The sequence below is a fragment of the Streptomyces sp. NPDC056738 genome (genome assembly GCF_042790435.1).
Taxonomy (GTDB): domain Bacteria; phylum Actinomycetota; class Actinomycetes; order Streptomycetales; family Streptomycetaceae; genus Streptomyces.
This window is the reverse complement of the sequence record NZ_JBHTZF010000019.1, coordinates 12,423-37,549: the sequence shown is the minus strand read 5'-3', so window position 1 is coordinate 37,549 and position 25,127 is coordinate 12,423. Positions and strand designations below refer to the sequence as shown.

At 71.0% G+C, this 25,127-nt stretch carries 18 protein-coding genes; 10 read left to right on the top strand and 8 right to left on the bottom strand.

The window, feature by feature from the left end; all coding sequences use genetic code 11:
• Window positions 1-300: 300 nt before the first annotated feature.
• From ACFRIC_RS36220 to ACFRIC_RS36190, 7 genes are all read right to left on the bottom strand, one after another.
• Window positions 301-2,274 (bottom strand): LpqB family beta-propeller domain-containing protein, encoded by a 1,974-nt coding sequence (locus tag ACFRIC_RS36220; protein WP_382795208.1) that lies wholly within the window; start codon window positions 2,272-2,274, stop codon window positions 301-303.
• A gap of 9 nt (window positions 2,275-2,283) precedes the next feature.
• A complete protein-coding gene (locus ACFRIC_RS36215; protein WP_382795205.1) occupies window positions 2,284-3,588 on the bottom strand; it encodes a M20/M25/M40 family metallo-hydrolase in 1,305 nt (434 codons plus the stop codon).
• The gene (locus ACFRIC_RS36210) at window positions 3,581-4,414 is read right to left on the bottom strand and encodes a M55 family metallopeptidase (protein ID WP_382795202.1); all 834 of its coding nucleotides are present in this window, start codon (window positions 4,412-4,414) and stop codon (window positions 3,581-3,583) included. Before ACFRIC_RS36210 ends, ACFRIC_RS36215 begins: the two co-directional genes overlap by 8 nt.
• 73 nt (window positions 4,415-4,487) lie before the next feature.
• Window positions 4,488-5,213 carry a class I SAM-dependent methyltransferase gene (locus ACFRIC_RS36205; RefSeq protein ID WP_382795200.1) on the bottom strand — a complete coding sequence of 242 codons (726 nt, stop codon included), beginning with the start codon at window positions 5,211-5,213 and terminating at the stop codon, window positions 4,488-4,490.
• A 172-nt stretch (window positions 5,214-5,385) separates the two neighbouring features.
• Window positions 5,386-7,842, bottom strand: coding sequence for a SpoIIE family protein phosphatase (locus tag ACFRIC_RS36200; protein ID WP_382795197.1), 2,457 nt, complete (start codon window positions 7,840-7,842; stop codon window positions 5,386-5,388).
• A 176-nt stretch (window positions 7,843-8,018) separates the two neighbouring features.
• Window positions 8,019-10,409 carry an MFS transporter gene (locus ACFRIC_RS36195; protein ID WP_382795194.1) on the bottom strand — a complete coding sequence of 797 codons (2,391 nt, stop codon included), beginning with the start codon at window positions 10,407-10,409 and terminating at the stop codon, window positions 8,019-8,021.
• Window positions 10,410-10,636: 227 nt separating this feature from the next.
• Window positions 10,637-11,080: an SRPBCC family protein gene (locus ACFRIC_RS36190; RefSeq protein WP_382795191.1), complete on the bottom strand. Its 444-nt coding sequence runs from the start codon at window positions 11,078-11,080 to the stop codon at window positions 10,637-10,639.
• A 171-nt stretch (window positions 11,081-11,251) separates the two neighbouring features.
• Between ACFRIC_RS36190 and ACFRIC_RS36185 the strand changes: the two genes are divergently transcribed.
• The 3 genes from ACFRIC_RS36185 (at window position 11,252) to ACFRIC_RS36175 (ending at window position 14,764) form a co-directional block, all read left to right on the top strand.
• A complete protein-coding gene (locus tag ACFRIC_RS36185) occupies window positions 11,252-12,301 on the top strand; it encodes an Rv2578c family radical SAM protein (RefSeq protein WP_382795188.1) in 1,050 nt (349 codons plus the stop codon).
• Between the two features lie 217 nt (window positions 12,302-12,518).
• Entirely contained in the window at window positions 12,519-14,102 is a 1,584-nt protein-coding gene (locus tag ACFRIC_RS36180; RefSeq protein ID WP_382795185.1) for an alpha/beta hydrolase, read from the top strand.
• 59 nt (window positions 14,103-14,161) lie between these two features.
• A complete protein-coding gene (locus tag ACFRIC_RS36175; RefSeq protein ID WP_382795183.1) occupies window positions 14,162-14,764 on the top strand; it encodes a GNAT family N-acetyltransferase in 603 nt (200 codons plus the stop codon).
• On the opposite strand, the gene ACFRIC_RS36170 is transcribed toward ACFRIC_RS36175, so the two are convergent.
• Window positions 14,761-15,345, bottom strand: coding sequence for an adenylosuccinate lyase (locus ACFRIC_RS36170; RefSeq protein WP_382795180.1), 585 nt, complete (start codon window positions 15,343-15,345; stop codon window positions 14,761-14,763). The genes ACFRIC_RS36175 and ACFRIC_RS36170 overlap by 4 nt on opposite strands.
• A gap of 372 nt (window positions 15,346-15,717) precedes the next feature.
• On the opposite strand from ACFRIC_RS36170, the gene ACFRIC_RS36165 reads away from it, so the two are divergent.
• The 7 genes from ACFRIC_RS36165 (at window position 15,718) to ACFRIC_RS36135 (ending at window position 25,038) form a co-directional block, all read left to right on the top strand.
• Entirely contained in the window at window positions 15,718-17,523 is a 1,806-nt protein-coding gene (locus tag ACFRIC_RS36165) for a 3-hydroxyacyl-CoA dehydrogenase family protein (protein ID WP_382795177.1), read from the top strand.
• 136 nt (window positions 17,524-17,659) lie between these two features.
• Entirely contained in the window at window positions 17,660-18,472 is an 813-nt protein-coding gene (locus ACFRIC_RS36160; RefSeq protein WP_382795174.1) for a TetR family transcriptional regulator, read from the top strand.
• Between the two features lie 468 nt (window positions 18,473-18,940).
• Window positions 18,941-20,278, top strand: coding sequence for a crotonyl-CoA carboxylase/reductase (ccrA, locus tag ACFRIC_RS36155; protein WP_382795171.1), 1,338 nt, complete (start codon window positions 18,941-18,943; stop codon window positions 20,276-20,278).
• Window positions 20,279-20,286: 8 nt separating this feature from the next.
• The gene (locus ACFRIC_RS36150) at window positions 20,287-22,335 is read left to right on the top strand and encodes a protein meaA (protein ID WP_382795168.1); all 2,049 of its coding nucleotides are present in this window, start codon (window positions 20,287-20,289) and stop codon (window positions 22,333-22,335) included.
• Window positions 22,332-23,297 carry a CoA ester lyase gene (locus ACFRIC_RS36145; RefSeq protein WP_326784643.1) on the top strand — a complete coding sequence of 322 codons (966 nt, stop codon included), beginning with the start codon at window positions 22,332-22,334 and terminating at the stop codon, window positions 23,295-23,297. The genes ACFRIC_RS36150 and ACFRIC_RS36145 overlap by 4 nt, the downstream gene beginning before the upstream one ends.
• Before the next feature lie 5 nt (window positions 23,298-23,302).
• Window positions 23,303-23,830, top strand: a complete 528-nt coding sequence (locus ACFRIC_RS36140; RefSeq protein ID WP_037621470.1) for a MaoC family dehydratase — start codon at window positions 23,303-23,305, stop codon at window positions 23,828-23,830.
• A gap of 2 nt (window positions 23,831-23,832) precedes the next feature.
• Window positions 23,833-25,038: an acyl-CoA dehydrogenase family protein gene (locus tag ACFRIC_RS36135; RefSeq protein ID WP_103551079.1), complete on the top strand. Its 1,206-nt coding sequence runs from the start codon at window positions 23,833-23,835 to the stop codon at window positions 25,036-25,038.
• Window positions 25,039-25,127 lie beyond the last annotated feature (89 nt).

The window sequence follows — 25,127 nt, the reverse complement described above, 5'->3', positions numbered from 1 at the left end:
GGTGCTGATGGTTCGTGTGCGGGTGGTTCGTGTGCGGGTGGTTCGTGTGCGGGTGGTTCGTGTGCGGGTGGTTCGTGTGCGGGTGGTTCGTGTGCCGGTGGTTCACGCGGGTCGTTCATGTGCCGGTGGCCCATGTGCCGGTGGTCCATGTGCGGGTCGTTCATGTGCGGGTCGTTCATGTGCCGGTTTTCAGGACCGACAGCTCGGATTCAGGGGTTCAGGTGCCGGTGTCGCGATCCAGGTGTCGGGTGCCGGCGTTCAGGTCCCTCGGGTTCCTGTGTCTCCGGTTGCCGGGCCGCCTCACTTGGACAGCTCCAGGGTGGGGATGCCGGGCGGGTCCAGCCCGAGGACCTGGGCGTACAGGGAGAGTTCGGACTCCAGGGCGCGCACCATCGTCTCCGCGCGGCGGAAACCGTGGCCCTCACCCTCGAAGGCGATGTAGGCGTGCGGGACCCGGCGGCCCTGCTCCTCCAGCCTGGCCAGGAACCGCTCGCACTGCACGGGCGGGCAGACGGCGTCCTCGAGCCCCTGGAGCAGCAGGAAGGGCGCGGTGATCTTGTCGGCGTGCGTGGACGGCGACCGCTCGGTGTACCGGGCCGGTACCTCGGCGATCGGGCCGACTAGCGATTCCAGGTACTGCGACTCGAAGTCGTGGGTCTCCCCCGAGGCCCATTCGGTGAGGTCGATCACGGGGTAGAGGATCGTGCCGCAGGCGTAGACGTCGGTGGTGGCCAGCGAGGCGGCCGTGGTCCAGCCGCCCGCGCTGCCGCCGCGAACGGCGAGCCGCCGCCCGTCGGCGGTGCCCTCCTCGGCGAGGGCGAGCGCGACGGCCGCGCAGTCCTCGACGTCGACGACACCCCACTGCTCCCGCAGCAGGTTGCGGTACTCCCGTCCGTGGCCGGTCGATCCGCCGTAGTTGACCTCGGCCACCCCGATGCCGCGGGAGGTGAAGTAGGCGATCTCCAGGTCGAGCACCAGGGGCGACCTGCTGGTGGGGCCGCCGTGGACCCATATGACGTACGGCGGGAGTTCGTCGGCGCGGCCCACATGGCCGGGGTGGTGCGGCGGGTAGATGTGCGCGTGGACCTCGCGGCCGGCGGGGCCGACGAAGGTGCGCATCTGGGGTTCCGGGTAGTAGGCCGGGTCGACCGGGTCGTCGTGCGCGGCGCCGATCACCCGGGCCCGCCCGGTGCGGGCGTCCAGTTCGACGACCTCGTGGGCGCTGCGGGGGCTGGCTCCCACACCGACGACCCTGCTGCCGTGCACCGCGAGCGTCGGCGAGAACTCGGTCCAGGGTCCGGCCGCGTCGACGACTTCGCCGGTCTCGGGGTCCAGGATCCCGAGCGCGGTGGTGCCCCGTCCGTGCACGACGGCGACCAGTCCGCTCTCCAGCGGTGCGAACCACCGGAGGCCGACCTTCCAGAGCGGTCCCCCGAACTCCTCCTCGCGCGGACAGACGGCGACCGCCTCGCCGTCCGCGCACAGGCGGTGGAGGTTCCACCAGCCGCTGCGGTCGCTGACGAACAGGAGCGTGCCGTCGGCCGCCCAGTCGGCCTGGGCGACGGACTCCTCCGGGCCGCCCGCGACGGGCCGCGGGGCGGACAGCGTGGCGTCCTCGGTGACGTCCGCGAGGATCACCTCGGTGCCGTCCCACGGCATCCGGGGGTGGTCCCAGGCGAGCCAGACCGCCTGCCGGCCGTCCGGGGAGAGCCGGGGGCCGGTGACGAACCGGTGCCGCCCGTCGGACAGCTCACGCACGGCGGCCCGGTCCCGCGCCGCCGATCCGTCCAGCGGCACCGCGACGAGGGCCCGGCGCACGTCGGTGGCTCCGCCGCCGGTGAACTCCTCCATGACGCACCAGACCTCACCGAGCTCGGGGCGCAACTGCGGGTCCACCCAGCGCAGTCCGCCTCCCACCGGCGAGAGAGGTGTCAGCGGGCGCGGTTCGCTCCCGGGTTCCCAGTGGTAGAGGCGCTGGTCGGCGAAGTCGACGAAGACGACGAGCGGGCCTTCGGGGCCCATGACCCCCGCCCAGGGGCTGCCGCCGTACTCCATGACGCGGCTGCGGACGTTCCACGGGGCGGGGAGGACCGCCTCCTCGGTGCCGTCCGCCGTCCGCCGCACGAGTGTGCGCCGCCCGCCCTCGGCCGGCCGGGGCTCGGTCCACCAGGCCTCGTCGCCGACGAAACCGACGAACTCGGGATGGCCGTCGTGCGCCGCGGCGAGACGCGCGTCGATCGGCGAGGGCCATGAGCCGTATGGCGTGGTCTGCATCTCGTCCCCCTAGGCCGTGCGCAGGAAGCGGTCGAGGACGCGGACGCCGAAGTGGAGCGCCTCGACCGGGACGCGCTCGTCGACTCCGTGGAACATCGCCTGGTAGTCGAAGCCCTCGGGGAGCTTGAGCGGCGTGAAGCCGTAGCCGGTGATGCCGAGGCGGGAGAACTGCTTGGCGTCCGTGCCGCCCGACATGCAGTAGGGGACGACATGGCCCTCGGGTGCGAACTCCTCGACGGCCGCCCGCATCCGCGCGTACGTCGGCGTGTCCAGCGGCGCCTGGAGCGCCACCTCGTGGTGATGGAACTCCCACTCCACGTCCGGTCCGGTGAGCCGGTCCATGGTCGTGCGGAACTCGTCCTCGCCGCCCGGCAGATAGCGGCCGTCCACGTAGGCGACGGCCTCCCCGGGGATCACGTTGATCTTGTAACCGGCGCTCAGCATCGTCGGGTTGGCGCTGTTGCGGACGGTCGCCTCCACCAGCGCCGCGGCCGGTCCGAGCTTGCTCAGGAGGGCGTCCACGTCGTCCAGGCCGCCGTCCACGCCGTACAGGGCGGCGAGTTCGGTCAGGGCGGCCCGCACGGTCGGGGTGACGCGCAGCGGCCACTCGTGGGCGCCGATGCGGGTGACCGCCGCGGCCAGCCGGGTCACCGCGTTGCTCCGGTTCACCTTGGAGCCGTGTCCCGCCCGTCCCCGCGCGGTGAGCTTGAGCCAGCCGGTGCCGCGCTCCCCCGCGGCGATCGGATAGAGCTGCCGTCCGCTGCCGTCGTGGAAGGTGAACGCCCCCGACTCGCTGATGCCTTCCGTGCACCCCTCGAAGAGGCCGGGGTGCTCGTCGGCCAGGAAGCCCGAGCCGTCCTCGGCGCTCGCCTCCTCGTCCGCGGTGAAGGCGATGACCAGGTCGCGGCGGGGCCGTACCCCTTCGCGCGCCCAGGAGCGGACGACGGCGAGGATCATCGCGTCCATGTTCTTCATGTCGACCGCGCCGCGTCCCCAGACGACGCCGTCGCGGATCTCTCCGGAGAACGGGTGGACGCTCCAGTCCTCGGCCTGGGCCGGCACGACGTCCAGATGACCGTGGACGAGCAGGGCGTCGGCGGACGGGTCGGTGCCCTCCAGCCGGGCCACGACGTTCGTACGCCCCTTGGTGCGCTCCAGGAGCGTGGGCTCCAGGCCCGCCTCGGCCAGCCGCGCGGCCGCGTACTCGGCGGCCGGGCGCTCCTGGCAGTCCCCGCCGCCGCGGTTGGTGGTGTCGACGCGGATGAGGTCCGAGGTGAACCGGACGACCTCGTCCAGTGCCCGTTCGTCAGCCATACTGCTCCTCCACCGCGGCCGAGACGATCGTGGTGACCGCCTTGAAGGTCCGAATCCCCTCGTACATCGTGTCGCTGGTGTACGCGATCTTGCGCTCACCGACACGGCCGACCCCGGGGACGACGGTGGCCGCCATGGCCAGATGCTCGGCGTCGAACTCCAGGGCGATCGTGAACGGCCCGCCGGCGACCGGCTCGTGCCGCACCGCGAGGGCGGCCGCCTCCTTGGCCGCGGCCCGGATGTCCGCCGCGGTCCTGGCCGGGGTGCGGCACACGGCCGCGTACCGCGAGACATGGTCCTTCACGGCGACCTTCAGTGCCTCCGGCGCGTACCCCAGGGCGTCCTCGCAGGCCACGTCGTCGCCGGTGACCAGGACGACCGGCACGCCGTACTCGGCGACGACGCGCGCGTTCAGCAGGCCTTCGCTGGCCCGTACGTCGTCGACCCACACACCCGTGATGGAGTTCGCCAGATAGGTGTGGGCGAGGACGCCCTCCATGCCCGCGCCCGCGTGGTAGCCGACGAACGCGATGCCGTCCACGTCCCCGTGCTGGACGCCCTCGACCATGGACAGCGCCTTGTGCCGCCCGGTGAGCATCTCCGCTCTCTCGTCGAGCCGCTCCAGCAGCAGGTTCCGCATGGTCCAGTGGGCTTCGTTGATCAGCACCTCGTCGGCGCCGCCGTCGAAGAAGCCGAGCACCGCGGCGTTCACGTCCGAGGTGAACAGCGCGCGGCAGCGCTCCCACTGGGGAGTCCCCGGCAACACGTCGGCCGGCCAGGTCACACCCGTGGCGCCTTCCATGTCGGCGCTGATGAGGATCTTCATGCCGAAACCGTACGCGCTTCGGCCCGGACCCGGCAGAGCCTGTGGACAACTCCTGCCGGTCCGGGCCGGCGTGTCACCCGGGGCGTCCGGCCACCAGCCACCGCGACGGAAGTTCGATGAGGGTGCCGTCGGGCGTGTGCTCGGTCGTGAAGAGCGGGAGCTCACCGCTCGCGAGGACGGTGAGGCCGGCCTGGCGCAGATGCTCGGGGACCGCGGCGTCCTCGACCTCGCCCGGGGCGATGCCGTGCCGGAACACCGGGGCCAGTTTGGCCGGAGGACCGTCCTCGCTCCGGGCGAGGGCGCGCAGGATCGGACCGGCGGCCTCGGCGAGCTCGACCAGGAACACCCGGCCCCGGTCGCCCGCGAGGACGGCCAGGCCGTCCGCGAGCGGCTGCCGGTCGTCGGGCTCCGACTGGTGGAGCACGCCCCGCATGTAGACGTTGGCGTCGCCGAGCTCCGCGTGCAGCGCCTCGGTCTCGGCCTTGTCCGCCGCGTCGAGCAGCCGGTAGCGGGCCCGGCCAGCCGGATCCGCGTCGCGGGCGTGGTCGAGCGCCGCGGGCACGAGGTCGGTGCCGACGACCTGCGGGAACCGGTCGGACAGGAAGCGGGTCTGGGTGCCGTTGCCGCAGCCGAGGTCCACCAGGGGCAGGTCCGGCGCGGTCAGATGGGGCTCGAAGTGGGCGAGGTGGACCGCGGCGGTGAGCGCCGGCTCGGCGTCCCAGAGGACTCCGCCCTGCCCGCCGGGGGCCTCGCGCCAGAAGCCCTCCCAGGCCCCCCTGTACCGACTGCTCACGCTCATGCCCGCTCCCCGGGGTCGCGACCGCGCCCGCCGGCACCCGGCGGGCCTGATCGGTCTACCGCGCCGGGCGTGCGCCGACAAGCCGCCGGCGCATTCCTTCACCGCTCATTCGAACCCCGTACCCCTTCGCCCACCGGAACCGCGCCGGCGTGCGGGAGGCGGCGGGAACGGATCAGCCGCGCGGGAGCGTCAGTTCGAACCACACGGTCTTGCCCGCGCCGGTGCGGCTGGCGCCCCACTCGCGGGACAGCGCGCTGACGAGCCGCAGTCCGCGTCCGAACTCGTCGCCCGGACCGGCGCTGAGCAGGATCGGGAGCGTGTGGTCGTCGTCGTCCACCTCGCACAGCAGGGTGTCGCCGCGGACGAGCCGCAGCTCGATCCGGCGGCTGTGCGCGTGCCGTACGGCGTTGGTGACGAGCTCTCCGACCATCAGCTCGGCGTTGTCGGCGAGAGCCGTCAGCCCCCACTCGCGGAGCTGTTCGCGCACCACGGCGCGCGCTCGGCCGGCCTCCGCCGGGTCGAGCGCCAGGCGCCATTCGGCGACGGCCTCGGGCCCGATGCCGTTGAGCCGGGCCATCAGCAGGGCGACGTCGTCCTTGCGTCCGCCGCGGGTGTTGAGGGCCCTGATGATGGTGTCGCAGGCCTGGTCCATGGAGGCGGCCGGGTGGGCGGCCGATTCGCACAGGGTGGCCAGGCCGACACCGATGTCCTCGCCGCGCACCTCGACCAGTCCGTCGGTGCACATCACGAGCCGGTCCCCGGGCCGCACCCGGACGCGGACCGCTTCGAAGGGCACTCCGCCGACGCCGATGGGCGCCCCGGTCGGCAGGTCGAGCAGCTCGCTGCGGCCGTCCGCGGCGCGGACCAGGACCGGCGGGATGTGGCCCGCGTTGGCGAGGTGCAGCATCCCGGCGATCGGGTCGTAGACGGCGTACAGGCAGGTCGCGAGGTAGGTGTCGCCGAGGCGCTGGGCGAGGTCGTCCAGGTTGCGCAGGAGCTGGGCGGGCGGCAGGTCGAGCGCGGCCATGGTCTGCACGGCGGTGCGCAACTGGCCCATCATCGCGGCGGAGTTGAGGCCGTGGCCCATGACGTCCCCGACCACCAGGGCGGTGCGCGAGCCGGGCAGCTTCACCGAGTCGAACCAGTCGCCGCCGACCCGCCCGAGGAGCGTTCCCGGCAGATAGCGGGTGGCGATGTCGCAGCCCGCCATGCGGGGTTCGATGGTCGGCAGCATGCTGTCCTGGAGGGTCTCGGCGACGCTCTCCTGATAGGTGTACATGCGCGCGTTGTCGAGCACCAGGCCCGCGCGGGCGGCGAGTTCGGCGCCGGTGACCCGGTCCATGTCGTTGAACTCGACCCGCTCGGGGTGCCGGAGCAGGATCATGAACCCGAGCACCACCTGCCGGGCCTTGAGGGGCACGACGAGCATGGAGCGGCCGGTGATGAGCGGCCTGATGTCGCGCTTCTCGAACTGCGCGGCGATCATGTGGCCCATCTGCTCGCTGATGCGCGGCACGAGGACGGGCTCGCCGGTGGTCATGCACTGGAAGAAGGGTGTGTGCGCCGGGAAGGGCATGGCCTCGCCGACCGGCACGACGTCGTCCCAGCGGCCCGGCTCGTCCGTGTGCTCCAGGGCGACCCGGTGCCACATGGTGGTGGTGTCGGGGACGCCTTCGGGGAAGCCCTCACCGGCGACGACCTGCTCGCGCAGATAGGTGCCCGCCACGTCCGTGAAGCGCGGCACGACGGCCCGGCTGACCTCCACGATGGTCCGCGACAGGTCGAGGGAGGTGCCGATGCGCCCGCTGACCTCGTTCAGGAACTCCAGGCGCTCCCGCACCGCCACGTACTCGAGGTCCTCGCCCTCGTCGTCCGGGAGGTCCTGCGGCAGGGGCGCTCCGGAGGCCGCGGCCCGGACGGCCCGCTCGCGGCGCGCCCTGCGCTCCGCGCGCCGGGGCACGCCCCAGTCGGGGGTGACGGGAACCCGGTCGTTCTGGCTGAACTCCAGGACGGGATAGCCCAGTTCGAGCACCTGGGAGACGATGCGGGCGCTTTCGCCGACGCTCATGCTGGGCAGGATGTCGGGGAGCCGGCGGGCCAGTTCCTCGGCACCGGGGAAGTCCGTGTGCAGCGCGAAGCCCGGTGCGATGCGCTCGAAGGAGACGTCGTCGTCCTCGTGCCGCATGGCGGCCGCGTCCGCGGCGAGCACGAGCAGCCGCTCCGGGCCGGGGCCCACCAGCGGGTAGGCCCACCACAGGACGTCGATCCGCTCGGGACGGGCCGTGGTGAGCCGGGCGCGTCCGGCGGCGGGATAGGAGAGATGCCCGTCCAGGGAGGACTCCAGGCCGGGCCCGAGTCCGTCGTACGTGGCGCGGCTCCCCAGGGGAGTCGCGCCCGCGTCCTCGGGGAGCGCCCCGGAGACCGGGAGCAGGTCCGCCGCGTGGCGGCCCAGTGCCTCTTCCTTGGGGGCGCCGAAAAGGCGTCGTGCTCCGCTGCTCCAGTGCGAGACGAGTCCGTCGCGGTCCACGACCACCACGGCCAGCGGGATGCGTCCGGCGTCGGCGTGCTCCGCCACGCCGTTCCCGGCTCCGGGGCCGGGAGTCGCGCCCGCTTCGGTGCCACGGTCCATGGCCCAGGCCCTCTCTCCCCACGGCTCCGCATGATCTGGTCGGCCTCCACCACCGTACGGCGGCGGCTCGTCGCGATGTGCGACAACGCGGGAATTGGCGTCGGCGGCGGCGGCTCCGGCGCGCGGGGTGCCCGCCCGGGCGCCTGTCGGGCCCGGCCGGCGGGCGGGGGCGCGCGTCAGTCCTCGTGTCCCACCAGCAGGTCGTGCTCCGTGCGGCCGCCTCCGGCGACCTGGAGCACGGTGGCCACGGGCGGGTAGCCGGCCGCGATGACGGTGTACTCGCCGGACGACAGGTCGATGAACCGGAACGTCCCGTCCGGGCCGGTGGTGAGGGTGTCGACGACGTTGCCCGCGGCGTCCAGCAGGGTCACGCGCGCGTCCTCCACGGGCCGTCCCCCGCCCGCCCGGACGGTACCGCGCAGCACGGCGCCACCGGCGAGTTCGACGTCCTGGCGGGTCTCGTGGGCCGCGTGGACGGTCACCGGGAGGGCCGCGGGCCGGAACGCGGGCGCGCCGGCGGCGAGGGTGTACTCGCCGGCCACCAGTTCCGTGATGACGTAGCCGCCCTCGCGTCCGCTGCGGGTGGTGGCGACCACCTCGCCGTGGACGTTGGTGAGGGTGACGGTGGCCTCGCGCACGGGGGTGCCGTCCGCGGTCAGGACGCTGCCGGTGAGCCGTCCGGCGCCGCCCAGCACGACGTCGAGCTCGACCGGCCGCTCGCCGACCGTGACCGAGACGGCCTGCGGCTGGTGCCCGCCTGCCGCGGCGATCAGCACGTACGAGCCCGCCCCGGGCGTGGACAGCGCGTACCGGCCGTCCTCCGCGCTGGCGCCCCGGCCGATCTGCTGTCCGCCGATGTCGATGAGGGTGAGCGCGGCGCGTGCCACGGCGGTTCCGTCGGGGTGCTGCACGGTGCCGCAGACGGGGAGCCCGGCGGCGTACCCCGAACGGGCCTGGGGGATCCGGTCGTTCGTCCGCGCGGCGGCCGGGTCTGCGGCGGATGCGTTGTGGGACACCAGCGGTCTCTCCTTGAGGAAGCAGGCGATGAGCAGGCCGAGGACGAGGACGGGGACGAGGTAGAGGAAGATCCTCGGCATCGCCTCGACGTAGGCGCCGATGTAGGGGGCGCGCAGGGCGGCGGCCATCGCGTGGACGGCCTGCGGGGTGATGGACTCGGGGTCCGGGGCCGCCCTCCCCGCGCGCGGGGGCAGGCGGTGGGCGAGCGCGTCGGCCAGCCGGTGGGCGAAGAGGGTGCCGAAGACGGCGGCGCCGACGCTGCCGCCGATCTGCCGGAAGTAGGTGTTGGCGCTGGTGGCGGTGCCGAGGTCGGCGGGCCGTACGGAGTTCTGCACGGCGACCACCAGCACGGGCATCACCATGCCGATGCCGACGCCGAGGACCGCCATCCAGAGGCTGTACTGCGGCCGGGGCGTGTCGGCGTCGAGGCGGGAGAGGAGCCCCATGCCGACGGCCGCGAGGGCGCAGCCGAGGACCGGGAACACCTTGTGGCGGCCGGTGCGGCTGACGATCTGCCCGGAGACGACGGAGGCGACGACGATGCCGCCCATCATGGGGAGCATCAGGAGCCCGGACTCCGTGGCGCCGGCGCCGTCCGCCATCTGCAGGAACGTGGGGAGGTAGCCGGCGGCGCCGAAGAGCGCGGCGCCGACGACCAGGCCGACGAGCGCGGTCACGTTGAAGACGGGGTCTCTGAACAGCCTGAGCGGGATGAGGGGTTCGACCGCGAAATGCTCGACGACGAGGAAGAGCGCCGTCGTCGCGACCGCGCCGGCCGCCAGCGCGAGGACGGTCCGTGAGTTCCACGCGTACTGGGTGCCGCCCCAACTGGTCAGCAGGACGAGGCAGGTTGAGGCGGCGGCGAGGAGGAGGACGCCGAGGACGTCGACCCGCCCGCGGACGGCGGGCTTCGGCAGCTTGAGGACGACGGTGACGACGGCCAGGGTGAGCAGGCCGAAGGGCACGTTGACGTAGAAGCACCACCGCCAGGACAGATGGTCGGTGAAGTAGCCGCCGAGCAGGGGTCCCGCGACCGAGGCGAGTCCGAAGGCTGCGCCGATGAGGCCCATGAACCGGCCGCGGCGGCGCGGCGGCACGATGTCCGCGATGATCGCCTGCACGCCGATCATGAGCCCGCCGGCACCGACGCCCTGGACCGCGCGGAAGGCGATCAACTGGTCCATGGTCCGGGCCCGTCCGGCGAGCGCGGAGCCGATGACGAAGACCGCGATGGCGAACTGGAAGACGCCCTTGCGGCCGTAGAGGTCGCCGAGTTTTCCGTAGACGGGGAGTCCGACGGTGGAGGTGAGCAGGTAGGCGGTGATCGCCCAGGACATCCGGTCGAGGCCGTGCAGTTCTCCGACGATCCTCGGGAGCGCGGTGGCCACGATCATCTGCTCGAGCGCGGCGAGGAGCAGGGCCGGGATCAGTCCGCAGAAGATCAGCCGTACCTGGCGCGGGGTCGGCCCGACGGGCTCGGCGGCGGGCGGAACGGGGTCGCGCGGGGGTGCGAGGGCCGGTTCGTCCCGCACCGAAGTGATCCCGCCCATGTGTCCGCTCCCCTCGTCGCGCCCGCCGCACAATTGCCGCCAATCGCGACAACTTCCGGCAAGCGTGACGAGTTACGGCATAGCGCCGCACGGGAGGGAGATCCACCCGAAACGGTGAGGGCACAACCCGCTTTCGGGGGCGGCCTCTTGGCGGTCTCGACCGTCAAGTCGCCGCCCGGAGGCCGTACCTGAGCCTCCGGGAACCGCTTCGCCCCGGAGGGCGGGGCTCACTTCTCGGTGTGCGTGGCGAGGTTGGCGAGCAGGGTGTCGTAGATGCGGCCGAGGCCCTTGGGCGCGAAGGTCCGCTCGAAGAAGCCGCCGATGCCGCCCGCTCCGTTCCAGACGCTGGTGACCACGACGCGCGACTTCCCCTCGCCGGCCGGGGTGACACGCCAGGTGGTGACCATGGAGGAGTTGCGGTCCTTCTCGACGAGCTCGCCGTCGGTGGGCTCGCTCACCTCCAGCAGGCAGTCACGGACCCGCTTGCTGGTGGCCTGGAGCTTCCAGTGCACGAGGGTGCCCTCGCCGTCGCCGCCCTCGCGGACCTCGTACTCGCTGAAGTGCTCGGACAGCAGCTTCGGCCGCGTGCCGCTGTAGTCGGCCAGGGCGTCGAACACCGCCTCCGCGTCCGCCGCGATGACCCGCTCCGTCGTGGCCTCGACCTGCGCCATGGCACTTCCTCCAGCACTTGGTTCCCGGGATGTGCGGCCAGCCAACCACCCGGTGCCCCGGCCGCCCAAATCGGGGTGCCCGTGGGCGCGCGCGGAACGCGTCGGGAATCAGGTCGCACGATCAAGGGAACATATGTTCTATTCTCTGTCCAGTACTACCTAGGAGGCGCCATGCGCTGGGAGAACCTGACAGCGGACCCCGCCGGGGGCCCCGCCCGGGACGCCGCCCTGTTCGGCGCGGACGCGGTCACGACGAGGACGTTCGACACGCCCGAGTTCCGGGGGATCACGTTCCACGAGATCCGGGCACGGTCGATCGTGAACCGGGTGCCGGGGGCCTCCCGGATGCCGTTCGAGTGGACCGTCAACCCCTATCGGGGCTGCTCACACGCCTGCGTCTACTGTTTCGCCCGCAAGACGCACAGCTATCTGGACCTCGACACCGGCCTCGGCTTCGACTCGCAGATCGTGGTGAAGGTCAACGCTCCGGAACTGCTGCGCCGCCAGCTCGCCTCGCGCCGCTGGCACGGCGAGCACATCGCCATGGGCACCAACGTCGACTGCTACCAGCGCGCCGAGGGCCGCTACCGGCTCATGCCGGGCATCATCGCGGCCCTGCGCGACCACGCGAACCCCTTCTCGATCCTGACGAAGGGCACACTCATCCTGCGCGACCTCGACCTGCTGAAGCAGGCCTCCGAGGTCACCGACGTCGGGATCTCGGTCTCCGTCGGCTTCACGGACGGCGAGCTGTGGCGCACCGTGGAGCCGGGCACACCGGCCCCCGAGCGCCGCCTGGACGTCGTCCGCGCCCTGACGGAGAACGGCATCGGCTGCGGTGTCCTCATGGCCCCCGTCATCCCCTTCCTGGGCGACCACCCCGCCCAGCTCCGCGCCACGGTGCGGGCCATCGCCGCCTCGGGAGCCACCTCGGTGACCCCTCTGGTGCTGCATCTGCGGCCCGGCGCCCGCGAATGGTTCATGGCCTGGCTGGAGCACCACCACCCGCATCTCGTACGGCGGTACGAGCGGCTGTACGCGGAGGGCGCGTACGCCCCGAAGTGGTACCAGCGCCGGATCACCCGTCAGGTCCACGAGCTGGCGCAGGAGTACGGCATCGGCCCCTCGCGCGCGGGAATGCCCCGCCGGATCACCCCGCCCGGACCCGTGGACACCCCGGCTCCCGTCACCCCGGAACCGACGCAGTTGACCCTGCTCTGAGGGCCGATGACGATCCGTCACGGCGCACTGTCGCGTGCCCCCGCCCGACCGCCTCCTCCAAGGGCCGCCGGTACGGCCCGTGACGGCATCCGAGCGCATCGGGCCATCCAATCGGGTCGAGTCTCGCCGGAACACGTTCTTCCAGGACCACCGCCCGGCACGATACGGCGAAGGCCGTGGCGTGCACGGCTCAGATTCCTCCGTCCTGGGAGGCCTTGTGAAGAAACACGCAGCCGCGCTGTGCGGGGCGGCCGTCGTGCTGGCCGGGATGATCACGTCGATCCCCGCCGACGCGAGCACCGGCCGCGGCGCCGCGCCACCCACCACCCGGACCGCCGAGCCCGTCTGGAAGAAGTGCGGCACCAGCGACTATCCGACGCTCCAGTGCGCGTCCGTGAAGGTGCCGCTGGACCACTCGAACCCCTACAGCGAGCGGATCACCCTCGCCCTGTCCCGTGTCCCGCACACCGCCAAGACGTACCAGGGACCGCTGCTGGTGAACCCGGGCGGTCCCGGTGGCAGCGGACTCACGCTGGCCGGTTTCGTCGCCTCCGCGCTGCCCGAGGCCGTGGCGGCGCAGTACGACGTCATCGGCTTCGACCCGCGCGGTGTCGGCAAGAGCAAGCCGGCCCTCGACTGCGAGCCCGGACACTTCAAGCCCGTCCGCCCCGACACCGTCCCGAGCACCCGGGCCCTCGAGAAGGCGAACCTCGCCCGCGCGAGGAACTTCGCCGTGGCGTGCGCGAAGAAGTACGAGAACCTGCTGCCGTACCTCGACACGGTGAGCGCGGTCCGCGACATGGACGCGATCCGGGCCGCCCTCGGCGCCAAGAAGATCAACTACTTCGGCTACTCGTACGGCACCTACCTGGGAGCCGTGTACGCCAAGCTCTACCCCCAGCGGGTGCGCCGGCTGGTCCTCGACTCCATCGTCGACCCCACCGGGGTGTGGTACGACGACAACATCAGCCAGGACTACGCCTTCAACGACCGCCACCTGGCGTTCCTGGCGTGGGTCGCGAAGAACGACGCCGTCTACAAGCTCGGCACCGACCCGGCCGCCGTCGAGACCAAGTGGTACGCGATGCGCGCGGCGCTCGCCAAGGAACCCGCCGAGAACAAGGTGGGCGCCTCCGAGCTGGAGGACACCTTCATCCCGGGCGGCTACTACAACGGCTACTGGCCCTACCTCGCCGAGGCGTTCGCGTCCTACGTGAACGACAAGAAGTCGGACGCGCTGGTCGAGGCGTACGAGAACTTCGGCGCCGTCGACGCCTCGGGCGACAACGGCTACAGCGTCTACACGGCGGTCCAGTGCCGTGACGCGTCCTGGCCGCGCGACTGGAGCCAGTGGCGCAAGGACAACTGGGCGGTGTACGACAAGGCGCCGTTCATGGCCTGGAACAACGCCTGGTACAACGCGCCGTGCGCGTTCTGGTCGACGGACTCGCTGCGGCCGGTGGACATCTCCAACCGCAAGCTGCCTCCGACGCTGCTGTTCCAGGCGACCGACGACGCGGCCACTCCCTACGAGGGAGGGGTGACCGTCCATCACCAGTTGCGCGGCTCCAGCCTCGTGGTCGAGCAGGGCGGCGGCAACCACGGCATCACGCTGAGCGGCAACGCCTGCCTCGACAAGTACCTCGCGGCCTATCTGACCGACGGCAAGGTGCCGCGCGGCGGCGGCGAGGCCGACGCGGTGTGCAAGGCGCTGCCCGACCCCAAGCCGCTGGCCGCGAAGGCCCTGTCCTCCTCGTCCCAGGGCTCGACCCTGCACCGGATGCTCGGTCACCGGGGCTGAACCTCCCCGGCCCGGGGCCCGTCGGGGGCGCTGTCGGACCCGTGGTCCACGATGGAACCATGAACGAGCCGACGACCGCCTTCGCCCCCGACGGGCCCCGGGTCCGCGAGATGACCCTCGACGACTGCGCGCGCGTGGCCGAGATCCGGGTGCGCGGCTGGCAGCACGCGTACAAGGGCCTGATCCCGCAGTCGTACCTGGACGGACTCAGCGTGACCGAGGACGCGGCACGCCGGCGCGCCCGCCTCGAACAGGGCGACGGGTCCGTCGTGAACCTGGTCGCGGAGCGCGCCGGATCCGTGGTCGGCTGGGCCTGCCACGGACCGCACCGCGACGACGAAGTCCGTTCCCAGGACGTCGAGTTGTACGCCATCTACGTAGACCCGGATGTGCTGGGCCAGGGGATCGGGCACGCCCTGCTGCGGGAGTCGGTGGAGCGCTGCACGGCGGCCGGGCGCGAGCGCATGCTGCTGTGGGTCCTCAAGGAGAACGCCCCGGCCCGCCGCTTCTACGAGAGAGCCGGCTTCGGCCCCGACGGCGCCGAGGAACCCTTCGAGGCGGCCGGGGTCGCGGTGCCCGAGGTGCGCTACGCGCGTGTACTGACCGGCACCCGCCCCGCCCGGGCGCGGACACCGGCGGAGCCCGCCCCTGAAGGGTCCTAGACCTGCCCGTCGGGCAGCCGGGCCAGCGCGCGCACGGCCGTCTCCGCGAGCGCCGGGTGGGCCAGCGCCTCGTTCAGGACCCGTCTGGCCCGCGCGTCGCCGAGGACGCCCAGGCCCTCCGCACAGGCGAGGGCGACCTTGCGGTAGGGGTCGTGCGGGCGCAGCCTGCGCTCCAGGGTCGTGATCAGCGCGGGTACGGCCTCGGGCGCGCGCAGTTCGACCAGGAGCCGCACCGGCTGGAGCGCGTACGCGACCCGCAGCTCGTTGGTGGCCAGCGCCGCGGCGGCGCGGGCGGTGCGCGGGTCGCCGAGCCGGGCCAGGGCGTGGGCGGCGGACGCGCAGCGCTGCGGATCGCGGTGGTTGAGCAGCAGGACGAGTGCCTCGAAGGCCCGCCGGTCCCCCGCCGTGCCGAGCCGGAAGGCGACCAACTCCCGCGCCCAGAGCGGCTGTCCCGGCTCGGTCAGCGCCGCGGCGAGCACCTCGGGATCCCCCGTCCCGGCCAGACGTTCGTAGGCCGCCGATGCGCCGGACCCGGCCTCGGTCCGCAGACGCTCCGTGAGCGATCGCAACGCTTCGTCCATGGGGCGAGCTTAGGCAAGCGGGTGACGTGCGGGGACGTACATCACAAAGTCGGGGGCTGGCGCGCTCGTTACCGGCGGGTTAAGCTCAGACGAGCGAGTTACCCACTCGTGTCTCACCTCTCGGTGGCCTGGTGACGCAGCCACCGTGAGCGCAGTCGGTTCGGTACTTCAGGTACCTCTCAGTACGACATGGCTCCGGGACAGGGCCGGTCGGCTTTCACCGCCCGTGGGCGCCCGTTCGTCGGCACCCCCGGGACGGCACCGGGCGTGTGCGCTCGTCAGCCCGGAAACACCCGCAACCTCCGCACGGTGTGCGCCTGTCGGCGTACCCGCGTGCGCTCCTCAGTCGTCACCTCTCCCAGGAGTCCCGCGATGGCCACTCCCCTGTCCGACACCCCTCTGTCCCCGCTCAAGACCGTCGCCGTCGTCGGCCTCGGCACCATGGGAACCGGCATCGCCGAGGTCCTGGTCCGGGCCGGCCGTGACGTGATCGGCATCGACATCAGCGAAGCCGCCGCAGCCCAGGCCGTGGCCACCCTCGAAGCCTCCACCGCCCGCGCCGTGCGCCGCGAGCACCTGAGCGACGCGGAGCGCACGGACGCCCTCGCCCGCTTCCGCACCTTCACCGACCTCGCGGCCGCGGCCGACGCCGACCTCGTCATCGAGGTGACCCCGGAGTCGTACGACATCAAGCAGCAGGTCTTCCGGGCGCTCGACGGCATCGTGCGCCGTGAGGCGATCCTCGCGACGGGCACCAACGCCCTGTCCGTGACCCGTCTCGCCGCCGACTCGGCGCACCCCGAGCGCGTGCTCGGTCTGCACTTCTTCAACCCGGCGCCCGCGATGAAGCTCGTCGAGGTCGTCTCCTCGGTGCTGACCGCGCCGACCGCCGTGGCCGCGGTGACCGATCTGGCCCTGGAGCTCGGCAAGGAGCCGGTCGCGGTGGGCGACCGCCCCGGTTTCGTCGCCGACGGACTGCTCTTCGGCTACCTCAACCAGGCCGCCGCGATGTACGAGGCGAAGTACGCCTCCCGCGAGGACATCGACGCGGCGATGAAGCTCGGCTGCGGACTGCCCATGGGCCCGCTCGCGCTGCTCGACCTGATCGGCGTGGACACCGCGCGGACCGTCCTGGAGGCGATGTACTCCGAGTCGCGCGACCGGCTGCACGCCCCCGCGCCCATCCTCAAGCAGCTCAGCGAGGCGGGCCTGACCGGGCGCAAGTCCGGCCGCGGCTTCTACTCGTACGAGGCCCCGGGCAGCGACGCCGTCGTGCGGGACGCGCTGACGCCGCTGGAGGGCTCCGTCCTGGCGGAGGGCCGCACGATCCGCTCGGTGGGTGTCGCCGGCTCCGGCACGATGGCCTCCGGCATCGCCGAGGTCTTCGCCAAGGCCGGGTACGAGGTCGTCCTCGCCGCCCGTACGGAGGAGAAGGCGCAGACCGCCAAGGCCCGCATCGGCAAGTCGCTCTCCCGTTCCGTCGACAAGGGCCGCATGACGGCCGAGGCGGCGGCGAAGACCCTGGAGCTGATCACGCCGACCGGCAGCTACGACGACTTCGCCGACGTGGACCTGGCCCTGGAGGCGGTCGCCGAGGACCTGGAGATCAAGCAGCAGCTCTTCGGCACGTTCGACAAGGTCTGCAAGCCCGGCGCGATCCTCGCCACCACCACCTCCTCGCTGCCCGTCGTCGCCTGCGCCCGCGCCACCTCGCGCCCGCAGGACGTCATCGGCATGCACTTCTTCAACCCGGCCCCGGCGATGAAGCTCGTCGAGGTCGTGCGGACCGTGCTGACCGCGGACGACGTGCACGCCACCGTGCGCGAGGTCTGCGCGAAGATCCGCAAGCACCCGGTGGACTGCGGCGACCGGGCCGGCTTCATCGTGAACGCGCTGCTGTTCCCGTACCTGAACAACGCGATCAAGATGGTGCAGGAGCACTACGCCACGTTGGACGACATCGACGCGGCGATGAAGCTGGGCGGCGGCTACCCGATGGGGCCGTTCGAACTGCTCGACGTGGTCGGGCTCGATGTCTCGCTGGCCATCGAGAAGGTCCTGCACCGCGAGTTCCGGGACCCGGGACTGGCCCCCGCCCCGCTTCTGGAGCACCTGGTGGCCGCGGGCTGCCTCGGCCGCAAGACGGGCCGCGGCTTCCGCGAATATGCCCGCCGCTGAGGTTCCGGGCGACCGGTTCGCGGACGACGCCGACTGGGGCGGACTGCTGGGCCACGCCGGACACCCCCCGCCCTTCCCGGGCGGGGGGATCCCCGGTCATGAGCGCTCTCCTGCGCACATGCAGTACGTTCGGGGCATGTCCCAGCCCGCCAGGTCCTCACGTACACCAGCCACGCCCGACGCGCCGGAGAGCGCCGCGGGCAGTCGCGCGGCGGCCCAACGCCTCAAGATGCGCCGGGAACTGGCGGCCGCGGCCATGGAGCTGTTCGCCGCCAAGGGGTACGAGGCGACCACCGTCGACGAGATCGCGGCGCAGGCCGGAGTGGCCCGCCGGACGTTCTTCCGCCACTTCCGCTCCAAGGAAGAGGCGATCTTCCCCGACCACGACGACACCCTGATCCGGGCCGAGGCGGTGCTCAACGCGGCCCCCGCGCACGAGCATCCGCTCGACACCGTGTGCCGCGGCATCAAGGAAGTCATGAAGATGTACGCGGCCCAGCCGGAGATCTCCGTCTCCCGCTACAAGCTGACGCGCGAGGTGCCGACGCTGCGCGAGGCCGAGATCGCCTCGGTGGCCCGCTACGAGCGGCTCTTCACCCGCTATCTCCTCGGCCACTTCGACGAGCACGCGCACGACGACGACGCCAACGACGATCCGCTGCTCGCGGAGGTCGCCGCGTCGGCCGTGGTCACGGCCCACAACCACGTCCTGCGGCGGTGGCTGCGGGCCGGCGGGCAGGGCGACGTGGAGTCCCAGCTCGACCACGCCTTCGCCATCGTCCGCAAGACCTTCGGCACCGGGATCGGCGCGGGACGGGAGACCGCGCCGCGACCGGCACCGGCGTCGTCCTTCACCGAGGGGGACGTCCTGGTGACCGTCGCCCGTGTCGACGCCCCGCTGGACCAGGTGATGCGCACCATCGAGCAGGCCCTCAAGGAACGGTCGTAGCGACCCGCCGCCCCAGGGCGGCCCCTTTCTCCGACCACGCGCCGGACACGCTCACTTAGAGCGCGTCCGGCGTTTTTTGTGCCCTGGTTTGAGTGTTTTGCGGCCCGATCTGATCGATCATCGCTCACGTGTTACGTAAAGATTTCACCTGAGCGCAACTTCTGGCACTCCGTGCCTTGTCAGGTGACACGGCGTGCCATACGTTGAATGTGTCCGGGCGGCCGGCGTGCAGAGACCATTCGTACGCCGGCTGTCCCCGCAAGCCCCATGGCCTGCGCGCCCGGACGCCTGCGTCACAGGCAACCTCCTGCGCCAACCACAGCGCTGCCACAGCACCACCTCCGCCGGACCGACGGCACACCCCTCAGCAGCAGCACCGACGTACCCCTCAGCGTTCTCCCTCGGAACATCCCCAAGCTCTCGACTTCGCTCGACCAGGGGAGACCCCATCTCGCCGGAGGCAACACCGTGAAGGAAATCCTGGACGCGATTCAGTCGCAGACGGCCACGTCCGCCGACTTCGCCGCTCTTCCGCTCCCCGACTCCTACCGCGCGATCACCGTGCACAAGGACGAGACGGAGATGTTCGCCGGCCTCAGCAGCCGCGACAAGGACCCCCGCAAGTCGATCCACCTGGACGACGTGCCGGTGCCGGAACTCGGCCCGGGCGAGGCCCTGGTCGCCGTGATGGCGTCCTCCGTGAACTACAACTCGGTCTGGACGTCGATCTTCGAGCCGGTGTCGACCTTCAGCTTCCTGGAGCGCTACGGGCGGCTCAGCGACCTCAGCAAGCGCCACGACCTGCCGTACCACATCATCGGTTCGGACCTCGCGGGCGTCGTCCTGCGCACCGGCCCGGGAGTCAACTCCTGGAAGCCCGGTGACGAGGTCGTCGCGCACTGCCTGTCGGTCGAGCTGGAGTCCTCGGACGGCCACAACGACACGATGCTCGACCCCGAGCAGCGCATCTGGGGCTTCGAGACCAACTTCGGCGGCCTCGCCGAGATCGCGCTCGTCAAGTCCAACCAGCTCATGCCGAAGCCGGACCACCTGAGCTGGGAGGAGGCCGCGGCGCCCGGACTGGTGAACTCCACCGCCTACCGGCAGCTCGTCTCCCGCAACGGCGCCGGCATGAAGCAGGGCGACAACGTGCTCATCTGGGGCGCGAGCGGCGGACTGGGCTCGTACGCCACACAGTTCGCGCTCGCCGGTGGCGCCAACCCGATCTGTGTCGTCTCCAGCGAGCAGAAGGCGGACATCTGCCGCTCGATGGGCGCCGAGGCGATCATCGACCGCAGCGCCGAGGGCTACAAGTTCTGGAAGGACGAGAGCACCCAGGACCCGAAGGAGTGGAAGCGCTTCGGCAAGCGCATCCGCGAGTTCACCGGCGGCGAGGACATCGACATCGTCTTCGAGCACCCCGGCCGCGAGACCTTCGGCGCCTCGGTCTACGTCACCCGCAAGGGCGGCACCATCACCACCTGCGCCTCGACCTCGGGCTACATGCACGAGTACGACAACCGCTACCTGTGGATGTCGCTGAAGCGGATCATCGGCTCGCACTTCGCGAACTACCGCGAGGCCTGGGAGGCCAACCGGCTCGTCGCCAAGGGCAAGATCCACCCGACGCTCTCCAAGGTCTACTCCCTGGACGAGACCGGGCAGGCCGCCTACGACGTGCACCGCAACCTCCACCAGGGCAAGGTCGGCGTCCTCGCGCTGGCGCCCGAGGAGGGCCTGGGGGTCCGCGACCACGAGAAGCGCGCCCAGCACATCGACGCCATCAACCGCTTCCGGAACGTCTGAGGTCCACCATGACAGAGCGTCAGACAGCCGACGGGCAGAGGGTGAAGGACCGGCCGTGGCTCATGCGCACGTACGCCGGCCACTCCACGGCCGAGGCGTCCAACGAGTTGTACCGGCGCAACCTCGCCAAGGGGCAGACAGGGCTCTCCGTGGCCTTCGACCTGCCGACGCAGACCGGCTACGACCCCGACCACATCCTCGCCCGCGGCGAGGTCGGCCGGGTCGGTGTCCCCGTCTCGCACCTCGGTGACATGCGCCGGCTGTTCCAGGACATCCCCCTGGAGCAGATGAACACCTCGATGACCATCAACGCCACCGCCATGTGGCTGCTGGCGCTCTATCAGGTCGTCGCCGAGGAGCAGGGCGCGGACATCACGCAGCTCCAGGGCACGACCCAGAACGACATCGTGAAGGAGTACCTCTCGCGGGGGACGCACGTCTTCCCGCCGGTGCCCTCCCTCCGTCTGACGACGGACATGATCACGTACACGGTCAACCACATCCCCAAGTGGAACCCGATCAACATCTGCAGCTACCACCTGCAGGAAGCGGGCGCCACGCCGGTCCAGGAGATCGCGTACGCGATGTCCACCGCGATCGCCGTCCTGGACGCGGTGTTCGCGTCCGGGCAGATCGCCGAGGACCGCAAGGGCGATGTCGTCGCCCGCATCTCCTTCTTCGTGAACGCGGGTGTCCGCTTCATCGAGGAGATGTGCAAGATGCGGGCGTTCGGGCGGATCTGGGACAAGATCACGCGTGAGCGGTACGGCATCGAGAACCCCAAGCAGCGGCGCTTCCGGTACGGCGTCCAGGTCAACTCCCTCGGTCTGACCGAGGCGCAGCCGGAGAACAACGTCCAGCGCATCGTGCTGGAGATGCTGGCCGTCACCCTGTCCAAGGACGCCCGCGCGCGGGCCGTCCAACTGCCCGCCTGGAACGAGGCGCTGGGCCTGCCCCGCCCGTGGGACCAGCAGTGGTCGCTGCGCATCCAGCAGGTCCTGGCGCACGAGAGCGACCTGCTGGAGTACGAGGACATCTTCGAGGGCTCGCACGTCATCGAGGCCAAGGTGACCGCCCTCGTCGAGGAGTCGCTGGCCGAGATCGCGCGGATCGAGGAGATGGGCGGCGCGATGGCCGCCGTCGAGTCCGGCTACCTCAAGTCCCAGCTCGTCTCCTCGCACGCCGAGCGCCGGGGCCGGATCGAGGGCGGCACCGACAAGATCGTCGGCGTCAACGTCTTCCAGTCGACCGAACCGAACCCGCTCACGGCCGACCTGGACGCGGCGATCATGACGGTCGACCCGGCGGTCGAGGCCCGGGTGATCTCCGCGCTCGGGACCTGGCGCGACACGCGCTACCAGCCGCCCTTCAACCACCCGCGCCCGTGCAAGGCGCTGGAGCGGCTGAAGGAGGCCGCGAAGGGCACCGCCAACCTCATGGAGGCCACCCTGGAGTGCGCCCGCGCCGGTGTCACCACCGGCGAGTGGGCCGGGGCCCTGCGCGAGGTGTTCGGCGAGTTCCGCGCCCCGACCGGTGTCTCGTCCGCGCCCGTCGCGGTGACCGCCGAGGAGGGCACCGCGCTGGCGCTGGTGCGCCGCAAGGTGGAGCTGACCGCCAAGGACCTCGGCGCCGGCAACCTGCGCTTCCTGGTGGGCAAGCCGGGCCTGGACGGACACTCCAACGGCGCCGAGCAGATCGCCGTGCGGGCGCGTGACGCCGGCTTCGAGGTGGTCTACCAGGGCATCCGGCTCACCCCCGAGCAGATCGTGGACGCGGCCGTGGCCGAGGACGTGCACGCCGTGGGCCTGTCCATCCTGTCCGGCTCGCACGCCCAGCTCGTGCCGGACGTCCTGGAGAAGCTGCGCGCGGCCGGTGCGGCCGACATTCCGGTGATCGCGGGCGGGATCATCCCGAACGCCGACGCCGAACAGCTCAGGGCCGCGGGAGTGGCCGCGGTCTTCACACCGAAGGACTTCGACATCACCGGAATCATCGGCCGTATCGTCGACGAGATCCGGAAAGCGAACAAGCTCGACCCCCTGGAGGTCCCCGCATGACCACGCCCGTGAACCGTCTGCGTCCCAGGCGCTCCTGCCTCGCCGTGCCGGGCAGCAACCCGCGCTTCCTGGAGAAGGCCCAGGGGCTGCCCGCGGACCAGGTGTTCCTGGACCTGGAGGACGCGTGCGCGCCGCTGGCCAAGCCCGACGCCCGGCACACCATCGTCAAGTTCCTCAACGAGGGTGACTGGACCGGCAAGACGCGGGTCGTGCGCGTCAACGACTGGACGACCGAGTGGACGTACCGCGACGTCGTCACGGTCGTCGAGGGCGCGGGGCAGAACCTCGACTGCATCATGCTGCCGAAGGTCCAGACGGCTCAGCAGGTCGTCGCGCTCGACCTCCTGCTGACGCAGATCGAGAAGACGATGGGCTTCGAGGTCGGCAAGATCGGCATCGAGGCGCAGATCGAGAACGCCCAGGGCCTGAACAACGTCAACGAGATCGCCACCGCCTCGCAGCGTGTGGAGACCATCATCTTCGGCCCGGCCGACTTCATGGCGTCGATCAACATGAAGTCGCTCGTCGTGGGTGAGCAGCCGCCCGGCTACCCGGCGGACGCCTACCACTACATCCTGATGAAGATCCTGATGGCCGCGCGCGCCAACAACCTCCAGGCGATCGACGGTCCCTACCTCCAGATCCGCAACATCGACGGCTACCGCGCGGTCGCCCAGCGCGCCGCCGCGCTCGGCTTCGACGGCAAGTGGGTGCTGCACCCGGGTCAGGTGGAGGCCTCGAACGAGATCTTCTCCCCCTCGCAGGAGGACTTCGACCACGCCGAGCTCATCCTGGACGCGTACGACTACTACACGTCCGAGGCGGGCGGCAAGAAGGGCTCCGCGATGCTCGGCGACGAGATGATCGACGAGGCCAGCCGCAAGATGGCGCTCGTCATCTCGGGCAAGGGCCGGGCCGCCGGCATGCAGCGCACCACCTCGTTCGAAGCCCCGGAGGCCTGAGCACCATGCAGTTCGGACGCACCTACGAAGAGTTCGAGGTCGGGGCGGTCTACAAGCACTGGCCCGGAAAAACGGTCACGGAGTACGACGACCACCTCTTCTGTCTGCTGACCATGAACCACCACCCGCTCCACATGGACAGCAACTACGCGGAGAAAACCACCGATTTCGGCAAGAACGTCGTAGTCGGCAACTACATCTACTCCCTGCTGCTGGGCATGTCCGTGCCGGACGTCTCGGGCAAGGCGATCGCCAACCTGGAGATCGAGTCGCTCAAGCACGTGGCGCCGACCTTCCACGGCGACACGATCTACGGCGAGACCACGGTCCTCGACAAGACGCCCTCCCGGTCCAAGTCGGACCGCGGGATCGTCTACGTGGAGACCAAGGGCTACAAGCAGGACGGCACGCTCGTCTGCGTGTTCCGCCGCAAGGTGATGGTCCCCACCGAGACGTACATCAAGGAGCGCGGCGGCGAGCAGCCCGGCCGGCCCGAACTCACCGCCCCGGCGGAGAAGAAGACGGAGAAGTAGTCATGGCGCGACTCGCCCAGACCGCCGGTCTGACCGATGTGCAGCAGGAGATCCTCTCCACGGTCCGCGATTTCGTGGACAAGGAGATCATCCCGGTCGCCACCGAGCTGGAGCACCGCGACGAGTACCCCCAGCAGATCGTCGACGGACTCAAGGAGCTGGGTCTGTTCGGTCTGATGATCCCCGAGGAGTACGGGGGCCTGGGCGAGTCGCTGCTCACCTACGCGCTGTGCGTGGAGGAGATCGCCCGCGGCTGGATGTCGGTCTCCGGCATCATCAACACCCACTTCATCGTGGCGTACATGCTCAAGCAGCACGGGACGCAGGAGCAGAAGGACCACTTCCTGCCCCGTATGGCGCTCGGCGAGGTGCGCGGCGCCTTCTCGATGTCGGAGCCGGGGCTCGGCTCGGATGTGTCGGCCATCACGTCCAAGGCGGTCAAGGACGGCGACGAGTACGTCCTGAACGGCCAGAAGATGTGGCTGACGAACGGCGGATCCTCGACTCTGGTGGCCGTTCTGGTCAGAAGTGACGAAGGACACCCCGAGGGCACGGCGCCCCACAAGTCGATGACGACCTTCCTCGTGGAGAAGGAGCCGGGCTTCGGAGAGGTCCGTCCGGGCCTCACCATCCCCGGGAAGATCGACAAGATGGGTTACAAGGGGGTCGACACCACCGAACTCATCATGGACGGACTGCGCATTCCGGCCAATCGGGTGCTCGGCGGCACCACCGGCCGAGGGTTTTACCAAATGATGGACGGAGTCGAGGTCGGCCGCGTCAATGTCGCGGCTCGTGGCTGCGGTGTCGCACAGCGTGCATTTGAGCTCGGCGTCTCATATGCCCAGCAACGTCACACTTTCGGCAAGGCGATCGCCCAGCACCAGGCGATCCAGTTCAAGTTGGCCGAGATGGCTACCAAGGTCGAGGCCGCCCATGCAATGATGGTGAACGCGGCTCGCAAAAAGGACTCCGGGGAACGAAACGACCTCGAAGCAGGGATGGCGAAGTACCTCGCCTCCGAGTACTGCAAAGAGGTCGTTGAGGACGCTTTCCGGATCCACGGCGGCTACGGCTTCTCCAAGGAGTACGAGATCGAGCGCCTCTACCGTGAGGCACCGATGCTGCTGATCGGCGAAGGTACCGCCGAGATCCAGAAAATGATCATCGGGCGCCGACTGCTCGAAGAGTATCGACTCCAGGGCTAGATGTCCGGGTTCGGGGTGTTTTCTTCGCGAAGAAGATCACACCCCGTCAGCTCTCCTCAGCCGTCGACTCCGCATCTTGGCTTGCCCAG